The sequence below is a fragment of the Streptacidiphilus jeojiensis genome, from assembly GCF_042510965.1.
Lineage (GTDB): Bacteria > Actinomycetota > Actinomycetes > Streptomycetales > Streptomycetaceae > Streptacidiphilus > Streptacidiphilus jeojiensis.
On record NZ_JBEUKS010000013.1, the window covers coordinates 16,577 to 33,400 of the forward strand.

16 protein-coding genes are annotated in these 16,824 nt (G+C 74.8%); 5 read left to right on the forward strand and 11 right to left on the reverse strand.

Annotation, left to right across the window (positions count from 1 at the left end):
- Positions 1–16: 16 nt before the first annotated feature.
- Positions 17–889: a hypothetical protein gene (locus tag ABUW04_RS30345; protein WP_030256258.1), complete on the reverse strand. Its 873-nt coding sequence runs from the start codon at positions 887–889 to the stop codon at positions 17–19.
- Positions 886–2,457, reverse strand: coding sequence for a hypothetical protein (locus ABUW04_RS30350; protein WP_380567658.1), 1,572 nt, complete (start codon positions 2,455–2,457; stop codon positions 886–888). Before ABUW04_RS30350 ends, ABUW04_RS30345 begins: the two co-directional genes overlap by 4 nt.
- A 102-nt stretch (positions 2,458–2,559) precedes the next feature.
- Here ABUW04_RS30350 and ABUW04_RS30355 point away from each other — a divergent pair, with 102 nt between their 5' ends.
- The 4 genes from ABUW04_RS30355 (at position 2,560) to ABUW04_RS30370 (ending at position 6,016) form a co-directional block, all read left to right on the forward strand.
- Entirely contained in the window at positions 2,560–3,330 is a 771-nt protein-coding gene (locus tag ABUW04_RS30355) for a LamB/YcsF family protein (RefSeq protein ID WP_380567660.1), read from the forward strand.
- A complete protein-coding gene (gene pxpB / locus ABUW04_RS30360; RefSeq protein WP_380567662.1) occupies positions 3,327–3,947 on the forward strand; it encodes a 5-oxoprolinase subunit PxpB in 621 nt (206 codons plus the stop codon). Before ABUW04_RS30355 ends, pxpB begins: the two co-directional genes overlap by 4 nt.
- Positions 3,948–3,952: 5 nt before the next feature.
- A complete protein-coding gene (locus ABUW04_RS30365; protein WP_380567890.1) occupies positions 3,953–4,807 on the forward strand; it encodes a 5-oxoprolinase subunit C family protein in 855 nt (284 codons plus the stop codon).
- Positions 4,808–4,921: 114 nt separating this feature from the next.
- Entirely contained in the window at positions 4,922–6,016 is a 1,095-nt protein-coding gene (locus ABUW04_RS30370; RefSeq protein ID WP_380567664.1) for a WD40/YVTN/BNR-like repeat-containing protein, read from the forward strand.
- Positions 6,017–6,081: 65 nt separating this feature from the next.
- Here the strand turns inward: ABUW04_RS30370 and ABUW04_RS30375 are convergent, their stop codons facing one another.
- The 5 genes from ABUW04_RS30375 to ABUW04_RS30395 form a co-directional block, all read right to left on the reverse strand.
- Positions 6,082–6,963 (reverse strand): SGNH/GDSL hydrolase family protein, encoded by an 882-nt coding sequence (locus ABUW04_RS30375; RefSeq protein ID WP_380567666.1) that lies wholly within the window; start codon positions 6,961–6,963, stop codon positions 6,082–6,084.
- Positions 6,960–8,102 (reverse strand): glycosyltransferase, encoded by a 1,143-nt coding sequence (locus tag ABUW04_RS30380; protein ID WP_380567668.1) that lies wholly within the window; start codon positions 8,100–8,102, stop codon positions 6,960–6,962. The genes ABUW04_RS30375 and ABUW04_RS30380 overlap by 4 nt, the downstream gene beginning before the upstream one ends.
- Complete coding sequence (locus ABUW04_RS30385; protein ID WP_380567669.1) at positions 8,099–9,316, reverse strand: glycosyltransferase family 4 protein; 1,218 nt, start codon at positions 9,314–9,316, stop codon at positions 8,099–8,101. The genes ABUW04_RS30380 and ABUW04_RS30385 overlap by 4 nt, the downstream gene beginning before the upstream one ends.
- A 100-nt stretch (positions 9,317–9,416) precedes the next feature.
- The gene (locus tag ABUW04_RS30390) at positions 9,417–10,841 is read right to left on the reverse strand and encodes a HEAT repeat domain-containing protein (RefSeq protein ID WP_380567671.1); all 1,425 of its coding nucleotides are present in this window, start codon (positions 10,839–10,841) and stop codon (positions 9,417–9,419) included.
- 263 nt (positions 10,842–11,104) lie between these two features.
- Complete coding sequence (locus ABUW04_RS30395) at positions 11,105–12,604, reverse strand: DNA-binding protein NsdB (protein ID WP_030256234.1); 1,500 nt, start codon at positions 12,602–12,604, stop codon at positions 11,105–11,107.
- A gap of 429 nt (positions 12,605–13,033) precedes the next feature.
- Here ABUW04_RS30395 and ABUW04_RS30400 point away from each other — a divergent pair, with 429 nt between their 5' ends.
- Positions 13,034–14,134, forward strand: coding sequence for an aminoglycoside phosphotransferase family protein (locus ABUW04_RS30400; protein WP_380567673.1), 1,101 nt, complete (start codon positions 13,034–13,036; stop codon positions 14,132–14,134).
- 58 nt (positions 14,135–14,192) lie between these two features.
- Here the strand turns inward: ABUW04_RS30400 and ABUW04_RS30405 are convergent, their stop codons facing one another.
- The 4 genes from ABUW04_RS30405 to ABUW04_RS30420 form a co-directional block, all read right to left on the reverse strand.
- On the reverse strand, positions 14,193–15,419 hold the full coding sequence (locus ABUW04_RS30405; protein WP_380567675.1) for an acyl-CoA dehydrogenase family protein: 1,227 nt from the start codon (positions 15,417–15,419) through the stop codon (positions 14,193–14,195).
- Positions 15,420–15,505: 86 nt separating this feature from the next.
- A complete protein-coding gene (locus ABUW04_RS30410; protein ID WP_380523336.1) occupies positions 15,506–15,586 on the reverse strand; it encodes a putative leader peptide in 81 nt (26 codons plus the stop codon).
- Positions 15,583–16,077 carry a hypothetical protein gene (locus tag ABUW04_RS30415; RefSeq protein WP_030256225.1) on the reverse strand — a complete coding sequence of 165 codons (495 nt, stop codon included), beginning with the start codon at positions 16,075–16,077 and terminating at the stop codon, positions 15,583–15,585. Before ABUW04_RS30415 ends, ABUW04_RS30410 begins: the two co-directional genes overlap by 4 nt.
- Before the next feature lie 480 nt (positions 16,078–16,557).
- Positions 16,558–16,800: a DUF397 domain-containing protein gene (locus tag ABUW04_RS30420; RefSeq protein WP_030256223.1), complete on the reverse strand. Its 243-nt coding sequence runs from the start codon at positions 16,798–16,800 to the stop codon at positions 16,558–16,560.
- Positions 16,801–16,824 lie beyond the last annotated feature (24 nt).

Sequence of the window (16,824 nt, forward strand, 5' to 3'; positions counted from 1 at the left end):
TGTCAGGAAAGGCGCGTCAGGAGGAGTGGAACGGGAGGCCGGCGTCGGCGACCAGTTCCTCGGTGGGGTCGGGTGGCAGCAGGCTGGCGCTGCCGTCGCTGATCGGGACCACGCCCAGGGCGAGCAGTTCGGCCATCGCGGCGCTGCCGGCCAGGTCGCGGACCTGGAGCTGGTAGCGGGCGGTGGTGCGGAAGGTGCCGCCGGAGTCGTCCGAGGTCTTCTGCAGGAAGCCGGTGTCGACCATGAAGGACATCGCCTTGCCGACGATGCCGATGGTGGAGCCGGAGAGTCGGCGGGCGTCCTTGGTGGCGCCGGTGGCGCTGCGCCGCGCGTACACCCGCCAGGCGGCCTCCAGGCCGGGGGCGTCGCTGACCGGGTCGGTGTTGGCGCCCTCGGCCTCGGCCTGCTCCTCCAGCCGGCGGCAGACCTGGCGGACGAAGGTGTCCACGCCGTTGACGGTGATCCGGCCGAGGTAGCCGTCGTCGGCCAGGTCCTCCGGGCGGGGGAAGGCCAGCGCGGCCACGGCCAGGTGCGCCAGGCCGTGCAGGAAGCGGTCGGTGGACTCGGAGGCGGCGCGGCGGGAGTACTCGCCGAGCCGGACCGCGAAGACCGAGTCCTCGGAGGCGGCGACCGCCATCCCGGCCCGGGGCGAGACCTCCAGCACGATCAGTCCCAGACCGGTGGCGACGGCGTCGGCCAGCCGGGCGAAACCGGGGTCGTCGCGGTAGCGGCGGACCAGCTCGCCGTACTCGGCGTCGCGTGCGGGCAGCAGTTTCGGCTGCAGCCCGAAGGAGACCAGCCGGGAGGCGTCGGCGACGTCGCCGGGGGTGATCGCGGGCGGGGCGCCGGCACCGTCCCCGGTCGTGGGATGCTCGTCGTAGCTGGTCATGGGCGGGACTCCAGGTGGTGCGGCTTCCGTCCGGCCGGGACGAGGGCCCTGGCCGGGGGGTCGGTCGGTGCGGACGCCTCGGCACGCTCCGCGGCCATGCCGGCGGCGTCGAGCAGGGCGCTGCCGACGATCAGGTCGGCGCCGCCGAACTCCGGGTCGTCCAGCCGGGCGCCGTCGTCGACGGCGAACAGCAGCCGCTCCTCGCCCTGCCGGTAGGCCGTGCCGACCGAGGGGCTGGCCGCGTGCACAGCCAGCAGGGCGACCAGGTACGGGAGTTCGGGGTCGCTTCGGCGGGCCTCGGCGAGCAGGCCGGACAGCCGCCGCGGTGCGTCCGGGGGGAGGTCCAGCAGGACCTGGGCGGCCTCCAGCTGGGCCTCGGAGAAGCGGCTGTCGTCGGGGGTGTCCAGCAGATCGGGCTCGGGCAGTTCGGCGCCCAGGTGCTCGCGCTCGACCGGCGGGGTGAGCAGTACCTCGACCAGGTCGGTGACCCGGACCGAGACCGGGGTGCGCAGCCCTATGGCACTGCTGAAAAAGGCGTCGGTGACCCGCAGGCCGTGCTCCAGCGGCAGCCGCAGCAGCGGGGCCAGCAGCTGCCCGTAGAGGTCCAGGCCGGAGCGGGCGGTGGGGGCGGCGAAGGCCTGGCGGTCCTGCTCGGCGCGGAACAGCGGGCCGGCCTCCAGCAGCCGGGTCTGCAGCTGGGTGTGCCGGCGGATGCAGTCCTTGACGATGTCGACCAGCTCGGCGGCGCGCCGCTTGTGTTCCGGGTCCTCGGACTCGTCCCGGGCGCGGCGGATGTTGGTGAGGATCGCGTTCTCGTGCCGGTAGCGGTCGGCGATGTGCTCCAGCGCCTCGTGGATCAGGTCGGGGACGGTCTCCATCCAGTCCACCGCGCGGACGTTGCGGCGGGTGGCCTCCAGGGCCCGGCGCAGCGTCTCGGCGAACTGGACGGTGCGGTAGCGGGCCTGTTCGGCGGCGAGTTGGGCGTCCGCCAGCCTGCCCCGGTTGATCAGCACCTCCAGCTTGACCTCGGCGGCGATCTGGGCGCTGGTGACGTCCGTGTCCAGCGCGCCGACCAGGACGTTGACGGCCTCGTCGGTGGTGCGCAGGTAGACCCCGCCGTCGGGCCCGGGCACCTCCTCGATCAGCTTGAAGTCGTAGTCACGGCGGACATAGGAGCCGTCGGTGGCGAAGGTGCCGTAGACGGCGCGGAAGCCGCGGTCCACGCTGCCCACGTTGATCAGCGACTCCAGCACCCAGCGGGCGACCCGCTCGTGCTCGGTCCAGGGGCGCTGCGGGGCCTGGGCGGCGACCCGGGGCTGCAGCCGGGCCAGCACCTGGTCCCGGTCGGCGCCGGTGTCGAAGTCCATCTGCAGGGTGACCAGGTCGATCGCCGACAGCGCCACCTCGGCCATGCCGTAGACGGCGTACTCGCCGGCCAGGTTGGCCTTGCGGCTGTCCAGGTCGTGCAGCGGCGCGGTGCACGCGAGCGCACGGAGCCGCCGGGCCAGCCCCTCGTCGGCGGCTGGGCCCAGCGAGACGCGGGTGCTGGGGTCGGCGGATGTGGTCACGATCGACAAGATTAGGGGGTGGCACTGACAGGCTCCGAAACGCCACGGAATGCGGGCAATTGTGTGACCTTGCACACGCGGCCCGCCCCTAGGATCTGTGCCATGGTGACCATCGATCTCAACGCGGACCTGGGCGAGGGCTTCGGACGCTGGACGCTGACCGACGACGAGGCCCTGCTGGCGGTGGTCACCAGTGCGAACGTCGCCTGCGGTTTCCATGCCGGCGACCCCTCGACGATCCGCCGGGTGTGCGAACTGGCGGCCGAGCGCGGGGTGCGGATCGGGGCCCAGGTCTCCTACCGGGACCTGGCCGGCTTCGGGCGGCGCCCGATGGAGGTGCCGCGCCGGGAGCTGGCCGACGAGATCGCCTACCAGTTGGGCGCCCTGGACCTGTTCGCCCGGGCGGCCGGGACGGCGGTGGCCTATCTGAAGCCGCACGGGGCGCTCTACAACCGGGTGGTGCACGACCAGGAGCAGGCGGGCGCCGTGGTGGACGCGCTGCTGGCCTACCGGCGGGCGGACGGGCGCGGCCTGCCGGTGCTGGGGCTGCCCGGATCGGCGCTGCTCGCGGCGGCGCTGGCGGCCGGCCTCCCGGTGGTCGCCGAGGCCTTCGCGGACCGGGCCTACACCGCGCAGGGGACGCTGGTGCCGCGGACCGAGCCGGGGGCGGTGCTGCACGATCCGGACCAGGTGGTGGCCCGGGCGGTGCGGATGGCCAGGGACGGGGAGGTGGTCGCCGCGGACGGCAGCCTGGTCCCGGTGCGGGCCGGTTCGCTGTGCGTGCACGGGGACACCCCGGGCGCCGCCGCGCTGGCGCTGCGGGTCCGGGAGGCGCTGACCGCCGCCGGGGTGGGCGTGGAGGCGTTCGGATGAGCGTGCGGATCATGGCCGCGGGGCGCTCGGCGCTGCTGCTGGAGGTCGACAGCGACGCGGAAGTCGCCTCGCTGCACCATGAATTGATTGCTCGTCAGGCGGACGGGCGGCTGCCGGGGACCGTCGAGATCGTCCCGGCCGCGCGGACGGTGCTGCTGGACGGACTGGCCCGGCCGGAGCTGGTCGCCGCCCAGTTCGAGGGGTGGCGGCCGCAGACCTCGGCGCCGCCGGAGGGCCCGGTGGTCACCGTACCGACCCGCTACGACGGCGAGGACCTGGCCGAGGTCGCGGCGCTGTGGGGGGTGTCCGCCGCCGAGGCGGTGCGGATTCACACCGGGGCCGAGTACCGGGTCGCCTTCTGCGGCTTCGCGCCCGGCTTCGCCTATCTGACCGGGCTGCCCGAGCGGTACGCCGTGCCGCGCCGGGCCACCCCGCGCACCCGGGTGCCGGCCGGCTCGGTGGCGCTGGCCGGCGGCTACACCGGGGTCTACCCCGGCGCCTCGCCCGGCGGCTGGCAGCTGCTCGGGCGCACCTCGCTGCCGGTCTGGGACCTGGGCCGCGACCCGGCGGCGCTGCTGCAGCCGGGCGCCCGGGTGCGCTTCGTGGAGCAGCCGTGAGGGCGATGGAGGTGGTCCGGCCAGGACCGCTGACCACGGTCCAGGACGGCGGACGCGTCGGCGTCGCCGCGCTCGGGGTGCCGCGCGCCGGGGCGCTGGATCCGGGCGCGCTCCGGCTGGTCAATCGGCTGGTCGGCAACGTCCCGGACGCGGCAGTACTGGAGGCCACCCTCGGCGGGGTCGCGCTGCGGGCCCTGGAGCCGGTGCTGGTCGCGGTCCTCGGCGCCCCCGCACCGGTGCTTGTGGACGGCAGGGCGGTCGCCTGGGGCGCCCCGGTACGGGTACCGGCCGGGGCGGTGCTGGCGGTGGGTGCGCCGACCAGCGGGCTGCGCTGCTACCTGTCGGTGGCCGGCGGCTTCGCGGTGCCACCGGTGCTGGGCAGCCGGTCCACCGATCTGCTGGCCGGGCTCGGGCCGGCGCCGCTGGTGGCCGGGCAGCTGCTGCCGGTGGGGCCGCCGACCGGTCCGCCCTGCTGGATCGACCCGCTGCCGCTGCCGGCTCCCCCGCGCGAACTGCTGCTGCGGCTGGACCTCGGACCGCGCGCCGACTGGTTCGGCCCCAGTGCGCTGCGCACGCTGGACTCCGGGCGCTGGACGGTCTCCACCGCGTCCAACCGGGTCGGGCTGCGGCTGACCGGACCGCTGCTCGAACGACTGCCGGACCGCGGTGAACTGCCGAGCGAGGGGATGGTGCTCGGGGCGGTGCAGGTGCCGCCGGACGGACTGCCGGTGGTGTTCCTGGCCGACCACCCCACCACCGGGGGCTATCCGGTCCTGGGCGTGGTCCCGGCGGGGGATCTCGCCTCGGCCGCGCAGGCGGTACCGGGAACGCCCGTTCGATTCACTCGCTCAATGCAGTGAACACACGCCCGAAAACACGACAACCGTCCGCGATCCGAGAAGACTGCTGCCCATCGGACGAACCGGCGAGGAGAACCACCGGCGAGGACAGAAGCGAGGACAGAGGAGTCCGCCATGGGCGAGGTAGTACTGGCGGTCGGTACCGCCAAGGGGCTGTTCCTGGGACGCAGCCGGGACCGCAGGAACTGGGAGTGGAACGAGCAGCCGCACTTCCCGATGCAGGGGGTGTACTCGGTGGCCATCGACCGCCGGGGCGGCGGGGTGCCGAGGATCCTGGCCGGCGCGGACAGCAGCCACTGGGGTCCCTCGGTGTTCCACTCCGACGACCTGGGCGCGACCTGGCAGGAGCCCAAACAGCCCGCCGTGCGCTTCCCGGAGTCCACCGGGACCTCGCTGGAGCGGGTCTGGCAGCTCCAGCCGGCCGGCGCCGACCAGCCGACCGTCGTCTACGCGGGGACCGAGCCTGCCGCGCTGTTCCGGTCCGAGGACAGGGGCGAGTCGTTCTCCCTGGTGGAGAGCCTGTGGAAACATCCGCAGCGCAAGGACTGGGGGGCCGGCTTCGGCGGCCAGGGGATGCACACGGTGCTGGTCGACCGGGAGGACCCCCGACAGCTCACCGTCGCGGTGTCCACCGGCGGCGTCTACCGGTCCGCGGACGGCGGTGACAGTTGGGCTCCCTCGAACACCGGGGTGGAGGCGCGGTTCCAGCCGGACCGCAATCCGGAGTTCGGCCAGTGCGTGCACAAGATCGCCGTGGACGCCGGCGATCCTGCCCGGCTGTACCTGCAGAACCACGGCGGGGTCTACCGCAGCGACGACTCCGGCGGGAGCTGGATCCCGATCGACGCCGACCTGCCGGCCGACTTCGGTTTCGCCATCGCGGCGCACCCGCGACGGGCGGGCACCGTCTATGTGTTCCCGCTGGTGGCCGACTACGAGCGGCTGCCCCCTGAGCACCGCTGCCGGGTGTACCGCAGCCGGGACGCGGGCGAGAGCTGGGAACCGCTGTCCGAGGGACTCCCCCGGGAACCGCACTACGGGGTGGTGTTGCGCGACGCGCTGTGCCTGGACGACGCCGAGCCCGTGGGCGTGTACTTCGGCAACCGCAACGGCGAGGTCTACGGAAGTGCCGACGAGGGCGACAGCTGGCGGCTGCTGACGCAGCATCTGCCCGCCGTGCTGTGCGTACGGGCGGCCGAGACCGGGTGATCGAACTGGGTGATCGGACGGGGTGATCGGACGGGGTGATCGGACGGGGTGATCGGACGGAGTGATCAGCTGACGGCGCGCAGGGCCTCCCGTTCGAAACCGGAGACCGGGCCGGAGCCGGAGCCGCAGACGGCGGCCAGGGCTGCGGCGGTGTGCCGGGCGGCGGCCAGGTCCAGGGCCCGGGGGTCGCGCTGCCTGGCCTCGGCCGCGGCCAGCCGGAGCAGGTCCGGGAGCAGGTCGGTGCAGCGTTCGGCGACCCAGCGGGTGCCCTTGGTGGCCATCCACCAGGTCTGGGCGGCCCGGCTCGGCGCGGCGCACTCGGGCTCCGGCGTCGGGGCGGGGCCGGCCGCCGTACCGTTCGCCGCCAGCACGGTGTGGAACTCGCGGGCCAGCGCGCGGTGGCCGCGCTCGCTGGGGTGCAGTCGGTCCACGCTCCACATCCGGGGGTCGTCGATCCAGTCGGCCTCGGCCGCGTGGACGTGGACGGCGGCATAGCGCTCGCTCAGGGCGTGCACCACCTCGTTCACGCTGTGCATCCGGCGCGCCAGTGGACGGGCGAGCGGGCCGGGGAGGCGCAGCAGTCGGCCGGGATCGGGCAGGCAGGCGGTGAGCAGCACGGTGCCGCCGGCGCTGAGTTCGGCCATGACGGCGTCCAGGTCGGTGGTGACCGAGTCGATGTCGTAGCTGGCGCGCAGGGTGTCGTTGGCACCGACCAGGACGGAGGCGAGGTGCGGTCGGTGCGCCAGGGCGGTGGGAAGCTGGGTCCGGGCCACGTCCGCGGCCCTGGCCCCGCTCACGGCGAGGTTGTGCAGGTCCACGGCCTCGGCCAGCGGGGCCAGGCCGGCCGCGAGCAGGGCGGCCCAGCCGCGCCAGCCGCCGCCGGGGGCGGGGTCGCCGAGGCCTTCGGTGAGTGAGTCGCCGAGCGCGGCGACCCTGAGCAGCGTCATGCCATGACTCCTTGGACGTGCTGGGGTATCCGGTGGGCGGCGAGGAACCCGGCCACGGCCCGGTCCCAGCCGTACTGCTCGGCCCGGGCCCGGGCCCGCTGGCGCCGGTCGGACTCGGTACCGGCCAGCAGCCGCTGCACGGCGTCGGCGAAACCGGGGCCGGTGTCGGCCGCGGTCTGGCCGGCGTCGCCGACGATCTGCGGCAGCGCGGAGGAGGCGCTGACCACCACCGGGGTGCCGCAGGCCAGGGCCTCCAGGGCGGCCAGCCCGAAGGTCTCGATCGGTCCCGGTGCCAGCACCGCGTCGGCGCTGGCCAGCAGGGCCGCCAGGGCGTCCGCGGAGCCGATGTGGCCGACCAGCCGCACCGGCAGCCGTTCGGCCCTGACCCGTGCCTCCATCCGCGCCCGCAACGGGCCCTCCCCCGCCACCACCAGCACCGCGGGCACCCCGCGGCGGCGCAGTTCGGCGACGGCGTCCAGGGCCCGTTCCGGCCGCTTCTCGGTGGAGAGCCGCGAGCACAGCACCAGCAGCACCTCGCCGGGGCGGGCGTAGTGGTTGCGCGCGGCCGCGTTGCGCTGCCGGGGGTGGCAGCGTTCCAGGTCGACGCCCAGGGGGGCGCGGACCACGTTGCGGGCGCCGATGCGGTGGAACTCGGCGGCGGCCCAGGCGGTGGTGCAGATGACGGCGCTGTAGTCGCGGGCGGTCCCCCGGTTCAGCCGGTCGGCGGTGCGGCGGGCCGCGGACTCCCCCAGGCCCCAGGCCCGCAGCACCCCGTCCAGGCTCTCGTGGGAGACCATCGCGGCCGGCACGCCGTGCCGGCCGGCCCAGCCGCCGGTCCAGCGCAGCGTGGTGCGGTCGGAGACCTCCAGCCGGTCCGGGCGGAGCACCGACAGCAGGTCGGCCAGGGCGGGCCGGTCGAGCAGCACCCGGTAGCCGCCCATGCCCGGGACCCGGCGCCCGGGCAGGGTGATCACCCGGCCCTGGTCGGTCTCCTCGTCCCGGTGCGCGGGGCCGGGGACCACCAGCACCGGACGGTGCCCGGCGGCGAGGTAGCCCGCGCCCAGGTGGTGCAGCGCGGTGCGCAGGCCGCCGGAGACCGGGGTGACGAAGTTGGCGAGGCGTACGATCCGCAGGCTCATGCCGCCACCCCGCCCCGGTCCGGGACCGTGCCGAGCACGGCGGGAGCTGCGGCCGTCGTGGCTGCCGCGGCTGCCGCGGCGGCTGCGACCGGTACGGCGGCGGCTGCCGGGGTCAGCACCTGCTGGTAGTGGTCGAGCAGCTGGTCGCCGACCGACTCCCAGGTGCGTCCGGCCACCTCGCGGCGCGCCTGGGCGCCGTAGCGCTCGCGCAGCTCCGGGTCGGCGGCCAGTGCGGCGACGGCCTCGGTGACCGCGCGCACGTCCCTGGGCTGCACCAGCAGGCCGGTGCGGCGGTGCGCCACCAGGTCCAGCGGTCCGCCGACGGCGGGCCCGACCACGGCGACGCCGCTGGCCATGGCCTCCTGGATGGTCTGGCAGAAGGTCTCCATCGGACCGGTGTGGACGAACACGTCCAGCGAGGCGAAGACGGCGGCCAGCTCGTCGCCCTCGCGGCGCCCCAGGAACAGGGCGCCGGGCAGCGCCTGGCGCAGTGCCGGCTCGCTCGGCCCCTCCCCGACCACCACCAGCCGGACCCCCGGAAGCGCGCAGACCCCGCTGAGCAGGTCCACCCGCTTCTCCGGGGCCAGCCGGCCGACATAGCCGACCAGCACCTCGCCGTTCGGGGCGAGGGCGCTGTGCAGGGCCTGGTCGCGGTGGCGGGGGTGGAACCGCACCGAGTCCACGCCGCGCGGCCAGAGCCGCACCCGGGGCACGCCGTGGGCGGTGAGGTCCTGGGCGGCCGGGGTGGACGGGGCGAGGGTGCGGGCGGCGGCGCAGTGGACGGCGCGGATCCGGCGCCAGGCGGCGGCCTCGCCGAGACCGCTGCCGGCCCGGTAGGCGCGGGCGTACCCGGCCAGGTCGGTCTGGTAGACGGCGACGGCCGGGATGCCGAGCCGATCGGCGGCGGCCATGCCCCGGGCGCCGAGGACGAAGGGGCTGGCCAGGTGGACGATGTCGGGGCGGTGCCCGGCTATCAGCTGCTCCAGTCGGCGGCTGGGCAGGGCCAGCCGCACCTGCGGGTAGCCGGGCAGCGAGAGCGCGGGGACGCGCACCACCGGGCAGGGGTCGGGGGCGGACAGCGGCACGGCCGGGGCGGGCGCGATCACCAGGGGCTGGTGGCCGCGCCGGAGCAGGTGCTCGGCGGTGCGCAGGACGGAGTGGGCGACGCCGTTGATGTCCGGCGGGAAGGATTCTGTGACGATGGCGACACGCATGTCTGCGTTATCCCGACGCCACGCGTGCGCACGGCCACGTCCATCTGTCGAGTGAACGAACGACTACCGAACGCTCACCCTCCGGCCCTCCGCGGCGCTGTCAACCGCCGCTGAGCCTGCCCCGCACCGCGGCGTGGACCTCGGCCTCCTCGCCCGGATCGGCGGCCATCCGGCGCAGCCGGTCCAGCACCCGGCCGTCACCCTTGGTGAACACATGGCGGGCGGCGAGTTCGCGGGTGGTCTCCTCGCAGTCCCAGAGGCACTCGACCGCGGCCCCGGTCGGGAAGCAGGGATCGACGGCGGCGAGACTGCGCGCGGCGCTGCCGCGCAGTTGCGAGCAGCTGGTCTCGGCGTAGACATGGCGCAGGGCGGTGACCCCGGTGGCGGCCGCCAGCCGCCCGACGCCCTCCACCAGGACGGCCAGTCCGTCGCCGTCGGCGCCCTGCCGGTAGATCCAGCGGTGCAGCGCGGCCACCACGGCCGGGGCGTCGGCTGCCACGCCGGCGCAGGCCAGCAGCCGGGCCGAGGCGTCGGCCAGCGGTCCGCCCTCCGGATCGGCGGCCCAGATCCGGGCCCGGGCCAGGAAGCGCGGGGTGCGCACCCGGCACAGGGTGCCGAGGGCGTAGTCGGCGGTCTGCCGGGAGAGGTCGGCGGCGGCCAGTTCCAGCAGGTCGGGCGCCGACTCGTCGTCGTGGTCGGCCAGATGCCGCAGGGCCGCGCAGCGGGCGCCGTCCTGGCCCTCGCGGGCGGTCCGCCGGAGCAGCGGCCGGTCCTCGGGCCCGGCCACGGCGGCCAGGCAGCGGACGGCGGCGCCCACCCGGCGTTCGAACTGCTCGGGGGAGGCGCCCCGGCCGGTGGTGGAGGCGGCGTCGGCCCAGGCCAGTACCGCCGGGGTGCTCCAGGCGGGGGCGTTGCCGGGCCGGTCCAGCTGGCGTTGCCAGAGGTCGAAGGGGGCCTGTTCGGTGGCGGCGGCCACTCTGGGGTGGGTCTGCGCCCACAGGTGCCAGGGCCGGGGCTCGTAGGCGTCGCGGACGGTGGCCCGCAGCGCGGCGTCGCCCTCGGGGCCCTCGGGGAAGCGGGCCAGTACGGGTTCGGCCAGGGCCGCCAGCGCGGCGTCGTCCTCCCGTACCGCCAGCTCGTCCAGGGCCCAGGCCCAGTTGCTGCCCGCGGCGGCGTAGCGGCGCAGCAGCAGCAGGGCCTCGTGCCGGCCGTAGCCGGCCAGCCGGCCCAGCACGGCGAGGGTGAGCCCGGTGCGTGACTCCTCGTCGTCTAGCAGGTCCTCGGCGCAGAAGAGGTGATCCTCGAGGCCCTGCAGCGGGGCCTCCAGCTCCATGAACAGGCGTGCGTAGTAGAGGGAGCGGTTCTCGACCTGCCAGTCGCGGCGGGGGTCGCTGGTGACGCACTCCTCAAGGGCGGCGAGAGCGTCGGAACGCTCGGCCGCCAGAGCGTGCAGGGTGCCGTCCCCCCGGCCCCGCTGAAGCAGGCCGAGAAGGGAGGCGCTGGGCGCTATCGCGGGCTCGAACATGAGGTCAGCATCCGGTGCGGCGGTCCTGGTGGCAAAGGAATTTCGTGAATGGGGGTCTGGCACTGAGCGGTACGGGTCTGCTATGGGGAGCAGCCGTGTCCCCTGCGGGGCGGGGAATGCTCGGTTCCCGCCCGCAGGAGGCACGAAATCGTACCGTTCGAGTGCCTTCCTCTGCACCTTTCCCAGGCCCGGACGCACCTGGGAGAACGCTGACACCGACGCTGACATGGGGCTTTCGACGACCGTCCGGGCCACCGGCCCGGCTAGATCGACTGCGGACGGCTCCGCTCGGACACCGGTACGGCCTTGCGGATCTCCGCGCGCAGCTGCTTGACGTCGTCGATCTGCTCGTAGCGCCCGGTCAGCTCGTACATCCCCTTCAGCCGGTCCCAGGTGCGCAGCGAGGACATCTCCCGGGTGGAGGCGAGCGCCTCCTTGGCGTAGAAGGTGGCCTCCTCGGGACGGTCGGCGATGTAGCAGGCCGAGGCCATCGAGAGGTAGTCGAACAGTTTGGAGCGGTCCCGGCCCTCGCCGCGCAGTTCCAGCGCCTGCTTGGCGTGGTACTGCGCCAGTTGGGCGGCGCTGGGGTCGTGGGCGGCCAGGGTGCGGTAACTCAGCGCCTCCATGCCGTGCAGGTCGGCGCGGTCGAAGAACTGCAGCCAGCTGGGGCCGGGGTCGTTCTGGTCCTGGGCGAAGAGGTCCTCGGCCTCGCCGAGGGTGCGCCTGGTGGCCTGCGAGTGGCCCATCGAGGCGTGCGCCCAGGCCTCCACGGTCCGCAGCATGGCCCTGGTCCTGGGCAGGTTGCGCTCGCCGCTGCCGGTCTCGGCGACCCGCATCAGGTCCAGCGCGTCGCCGGGGCGGTTCAGGTGCACCATCTGCCGGGCGGCCCGGGACAGCGCCTCGCCGGCCCTGGGCTTGTCGCCGGCCTCCCGGGCCGAGCGGGCGGCCATCACGAAGTAGCGCTGCGCGGTCGGCTCCAGGCCGACATCGTGCGACATCCAGCCGGCCAGCACCGAGAGGTTGGCCGCCACCGCCCACAACCGCCGTGCCAGCGGCTCGGGGTGATGGAAGGTCAGCATCCCGCCGACCTCGTTGAGCTGGCCGACCACGGCCTTGCGCTGCAGTCCGCCGCCGCGCGAGGCGTCCCAGGCCCGGAACACCGTGACGGAGGACTCCAGCGCCTCCACCTCGTCCAGGCCGACCGGGCCCGCCTCGTAGAAGTCGCTGGCCGGCAGGGCCGCGGCCATCGGGCTGCGCAGTATCGCGCCCGAGGTGGGGCCGTCGGCGGCCACGGCCGAGTCGGATCCGGCCATCCAGTCGTGGAGCGGGCCCGCGATGGCGGCTCCCGCCAGGAGCGCGGTGCTCGCGCTCATCATTCCGCGTCGGTTGAGCATGAGGTCCATTCCCGTGAACTCGGTGAGGTCCTCGGCTGTGCGCTCCGGCTGCGGGTACGGGGAGGGGACGTCCGACGCGGCCTGCGCCGCGCCGCCCGAACCTGTGTGCCGCTGTCGCTGGAACCCGAGGTCCTCAGTGGTGACAACACGTCCGAGCCGCTCGGTGAACAGCGCCGCCAGCACCCTCGGCACCGGGTCGCGCGGGATCTCCCCGCGTTCGATCCAGCGCCGGACCCGCGAGGTGTCGGTGGACAGCTGCTGCTGTCCGGCCGCCGCGCCGCGCCGGTTGACCAGTCGCGCCAGTTCCCCCTTCGACCATCCGGTCAGGGCGAACAGGTCTGCGAATCGGGTGTTGGTGCCTCTGCTCACGTCAAGCCCCCAGGTTCCTCGGCACTTTCGAGGCTATCCGGGCGTCATGTGCCAGGCGAGCATTCGCCAGGGTTCGCCAGGGTGCGCAACCTGATGCGCCATGAGGCGGCGGGTGTCATGTAGACATGCGCCACCCCAACCCCGCGACCACCGGGCAGAAGTTGCCCCGGTGACCGCGGAGCAAGGGAGTGGCGCAAGGGGTGGCGCGGACGGAAGTGCACCGCGCAGGGACCGTATCGGGACCACGCACTCCCCAGGGTGCGCGGTCCACGGCGGTCCCGGTCCGGGGCCCGACGCCCGTGCCGCCCCGCTCCTCCGCAGCAGCCCCGCAGTGCCGGAACGCCCGCAACGTCCCGGTACCAGAAGTGATCGCGGTGGGCCGTCCGGCCCGCCGGCGGCAGCCCGCCAGGAAGGGACCCGGAACCACCCATGTACTCACCCTCGATCTCCCCCGCCCCCGTAGGGCCCACCACCACCCGGGTCACCCAGCCGCCGCGCCACCGTCCGGCCATCGGCTCCGATCCACGCACCCGTGACCGCGCCCTGGCACCCGTCGGGCCGCGCCGCATGGTGGCACCCCGTCCGGCCGCCGGTGGAGCGCCGAGGCTGGACAACCCGGCCGAGCAGTCACCGGCGCTGCGCGCCGCGCTGGCCGGCATCACGCGGATATGCCCCGCCTTCGTCCCCCGGCAGCTGCTGCGGGAGGACGAACAGCACGTCCTGGTGGTCGGCACCGCCGGGCGCACCCCGGTGGTCGCCAAGTGCCTGACCCCCACCCCCGCCGGACGCGAGGCCACCAGGTCCGGGCGGGAGGCCGCGGAACTGCTGCGGCACGAGGTCGCCGCCTACCGCACCTTCGTCCGGCACCGCCCGCCGGCCCGGCTGCCCAAGCTGGTCGCGGCCGACTCGGACCGCTGCGTGCTGCTGATGGAACGGGTACCGGGCCGGCCCGCCGCCTACGAGCGGCACCCCTGCAACACGCCCTCGCCGGGCGAGGTCCGGGCGATCCTCGGCGCGGTGCGCTCGCTCAACCTCTGGCGGCCGCCGGCCGGCTCCTTCCAGGCGCCGCTGGACTACCCCCGCGAGATCGCCCGCTACCACGCCCTGGGCCTGCTGACCGACCGGGACGCGGGCGACCTGCAGCACCTGCTGCACGGACTGGCGCACACCGCGCCGCAGTTCTGCCACGGGGACGCGCTGCTCACCAACGTGCTGCTGGCGCCCTCGGGCCCGGTGCTGGTCGACTGGGAGCAGGCCGGCTGGTACCTGCCCGGCTACGACCTGGCGGTGCTGTGGACCGTGCTATCCGGGGACACCGCGGCGCGGCGGCAGATCAGCCAGGTGGCGCAGTCCTCCGGGACGCTGCCCAGGGACGCCTTCCTGGTGAACCTGATCCTGGTGCTGATGCGGGAGCTGCGGATGCACGACGTGCCCGGGGCCGGCGAGGAGCAGCGGATACTGATCCGCCGACTGCACGAGGACGCGGCGCTGGCGCGGCGCGCGGTCCGGGCCGCGGTGGGGACCCGCTGAGCCCGGACGGCCCGCCGAGCGGGGACGACCTGCCCAGCGGGGACCCGCTGAGGCGGCGTCAGCGGCCGCGCAGCGCCTGCCGGCCGGCCTCGGCCAGCAGCTCGTGCTCGCGCCGTCCGTGGCCCCTGGCGTGCAGCACATCGCGGAAGTGCCGCTCCAGCGGGTGGGCCCGGCTCAGGCCGGCGCCGCCGCTGAGGGCCACGGCCTGCTCGACCACGGACACCGCCGCGCGGGTGGCGACGATCCGGCCGGCGGCGGTGCGCAGCGGCGCGTCGGGCGCCCCCTCGTCGACCCCGCGCGCCAGGGCGAACAGCAGTTCCTCGGCGGCCGTCAGTTCGACCTCGATGGAGCCGACCGCGGCCTGCAGCTGGCCGTCGCCGTCGACCAGCACCGGGCGCAGCGCGCGGACCAGCCAACTGCGGGCCGCGCGGGCGACCCCCAGGTAGACGGCGGGCAGGGCCAGGTCGGTCCAGGCGCGGTCCAGCGGGTCGTCGTCCGCGCCACCGGCGCCGAGGCGCACCACCGCGTCGTCGCCGACCTCCGCGGCCTCGAAGACGACGTCGTGGCTGGCGGTCGCCCGCAGCCCGAGCTGGTCCCAGGTCGGCTCGACCTGCACGCCCGGGGTGTCGCCCTGGACCAGGAAGACGCCTTCGCCGGGCTGCTCGCCCTCGGTGCGTGCGGTGACCACCATCCAGGCGAGGGCCTCGGCCCCGGCGACCCCGGGCTCACAGCCCGTCAACAGCCAGCCGTCCTCGCCGCGGCGGGCGGTCACGCCGACCGTCCCGGCGCTGCGCGCGGCGTCGTCGGCGCCGCCGCGGCCGAGCACCCCGCCCGGGCCGAGCACCCCGACCAGGGCGGGGCCGCGCACCGAGTCGGCGAGCAGGTCGGCGTAGACCGGCTCGGGCCAGGGCGAGGTACGGGCCTGCCGGGCGTGGACCAGCAGGGTGAACGCGGTGACCAGGGCCACTGCGGGGTCGCCCCGGCCGAGCTCGGTCAGCACCCGCACCGTGTCGGCGAGGCCGGCGCCGGGGCCGCCGTGGCGTTCGGCCACGGTCAGCATCAGCAGCCCGGCGTCGTGCACCACCTCGATGCCCTGGTAGGGGAAGCCGGCGTCGCGGTCGTGCTCCTCGGCGCGGGCGGCGAGCAGGTCCACCACGCGCGGCAGTCCGGCGAAGGCCTGGGCCAGCGCGGGGTTCCCGGCCGCGGCGTCCCCCCGGCCGGGGCCGACGGGTCCGGCCGGCGCGGGGATTCCGCCGGGGGTCGACTGTCTGGCTGCGGTGGTCACGCTGGCCTCCGTGCGGCGAGTGCTGCCTGTCGGTTACTGGACTTCCGGAACGAACGCGACGTACCGGCGGGGCCGGGACGGTCGGTTCAGCGACAGACGGCGCCGGCGAGCCGGAGCAGGTCGAGGTACCTGCGCCGGGTCAGCATCGGCCGCCGGGGCACGGTCATGCCTGGAACATCGCCGCGGGGAGTGGCTTGAGCAGCTTGTACAGATCGTCGGTGATCGGGCGGTCCCAGGTCGCCACGGTCACCTGGATGCCGTCGCTGCGCCCGAACTGCACGCAGGAGCAGCGGCTCTCCGAGAGCTTGACCTTCTTCACGATCAGCAGGTCGTCCCCGAGCATCACCGGGAAGTCCTCGATCTCGACCACGCCGACCGGCTCGTCGTTGCCGATGGCCGCGAACAGCTGGCGGACCTCGAAGGGAACGCCGTCCTCGGGCTCCCGGGCCGGCGAGCCCTCGCACAGATTGCCGATCAGCATGGACGGGCCCCGGCCGCCGAGCAGGTCGTAGCGGAGGAAGATCCCCTGGCAGCTGCCGTCCTCCGGGTCGGCGAGCAGGGCCGCCCCGAAGTCACCGGGCCAGTCGCCCGGGTCCATCGCGAGAACGTCGAAGTCCGGACCTGCCGGTGTGCCGGAACGGCGGCGGAGGAAAGCCATGGGGATATCGTACGTGGCCTCCGGACCTGTGCCGACGGTCACCCGTCCGCACCCGACCGATGCCCTCCGGACCCGGGTTGCAGGCTGTGACGGCGGGCAACGTTCCGTTCATCCCGTGTTCTCGGGCGGCAGTTGACGAGCCCATCACGTTCCGATTACGGTCGGCGACATGGGGAGAGCAGTACGACGTGTCCACCGGGACGGTGTCGACCTGCAGCGTGTGGCATTCGCCTGGTACCACCGGTGATTCGGCGGTACCGGGCCGATCCGGTTCCCACCGAGCACGTCCGCGGGTCCTGACCACATGCCGAGACGGCGGTGGTTCCGTGGACGGGTCCGTCCGCTTCGCCGCGTGGGGGTGTGCGAGGCACGGACCAAAAGGATGCGCCGCGTCGGCCCCGTGGGGGTGGTCGGCGCGGCGCATCCCTGTCACTGACTCGGGGTCACTGCCTCAGGGTCACTGATGTCAGGGTCACTGCTTCAGGTCAGGTCGAACTCACCGTCGCGTGCGCCCAGGACGAAGGCCCGCCACTCGGCCGGGGTGAAGATCAACGCGGGGCCGTCCGGGCTCCGCCCGTCCCGCATGGCGATGTAGCCCTCCACAAAAGCGATCTGGACATCGCCGACCCCGTTGCTGCCGGACATCCACTCGGCCTCGCCCAGGTCGAGCTGCGGCTTCTTCCCGTCGGATCCCTCATCGAGCGGACTGCGCTGGGTGAGGATGCCCGCACCCGCACTGTCACCAAA

Coding starts and splice junctions, on each gene's coding strand:
- ABUW04_RS30345 (WP_030256258.1), bottom strand. CDS start 889: ATGACCAGCTACGACGAGCATCCCACGACCGGGGACGGTGCCGGCGCC.
- ABUW04_RS30355 (WP_380567660.1), top strand. CDS start 2,560: ATGGTGACCATCGATCTCAACGCGGACCTGGGCGAGGGCTTCGGACGC.
- pxpB (WP_380567662.1), top strand. CDS start 3,327: ATGAGCGTGCGGATCATGGCCGCGGGGCGCTCGGCGCTGCTGCTGGAG.
- ABUW04_RS30365 (WP_380567890.1), top strand. CDS start 3,953: ATGGAGGTGGTCCGGCCAGGACCGCTGACCACGGTCCAGGACGGCGGA.
- ABUW04_RS30370 (WP_380567664.1), top strand. CDS start 4,922: ATGGGCGAGGTAGTACTGGCGGTCGGTACCGCCAAGGGGCTGTTCCTG.
- ABUW04_RS30375 (WP_380567666.1), bottom strand. CDS start 6,963: ATGACGCTGCTCAGGGTCGCCGCGCTCGGCGACTCACTCACCGAAGGC.
- ABUW04_RS30380 (WP_380567668.1), bottom strand. CDS start 8,102: ATGAGCCTGCGGATCGTACGCCTCGCCAACTTCGTCACCCCGGTCTCC.
- ABUW04_RS30385 (WP_380567669.1), bottom strand. CDS start 9,316: ATGCGTGTCGCCATCGTCACAGAATCCTTCCCGCCGGACATCAACGGC.
- ABUW04_RS30390 (WP_380567671.1), bottom strand. CDS start 10,841: ATGTTCGAGCCCGCGATAGCGCCCAGCGCCTCCCTTCTCGGCCTGCTT.
- ABUW04_RS30400 (WP_380567673.1), top strand. CDS start 13,034: ATGTACTCACCCTCGATCTCCCCCGCCCCCGTAGGGCCCACCACCACC.
- ABUW04_RS30410 (WP_380523336.1), bottom strand. CDS start 15,586: ATGACCGTGCCCCGGCGGCCGATGCTGACCCGGCGCAGGTACCTCGAC.
- ABUW04_RS30415 (WP_030256225.1), bottom strand. CDS start 16,077: ATGGCTTTCCTCCGCCGCCGTTCCGGCACACCGGCAGGTCCGGACTTC.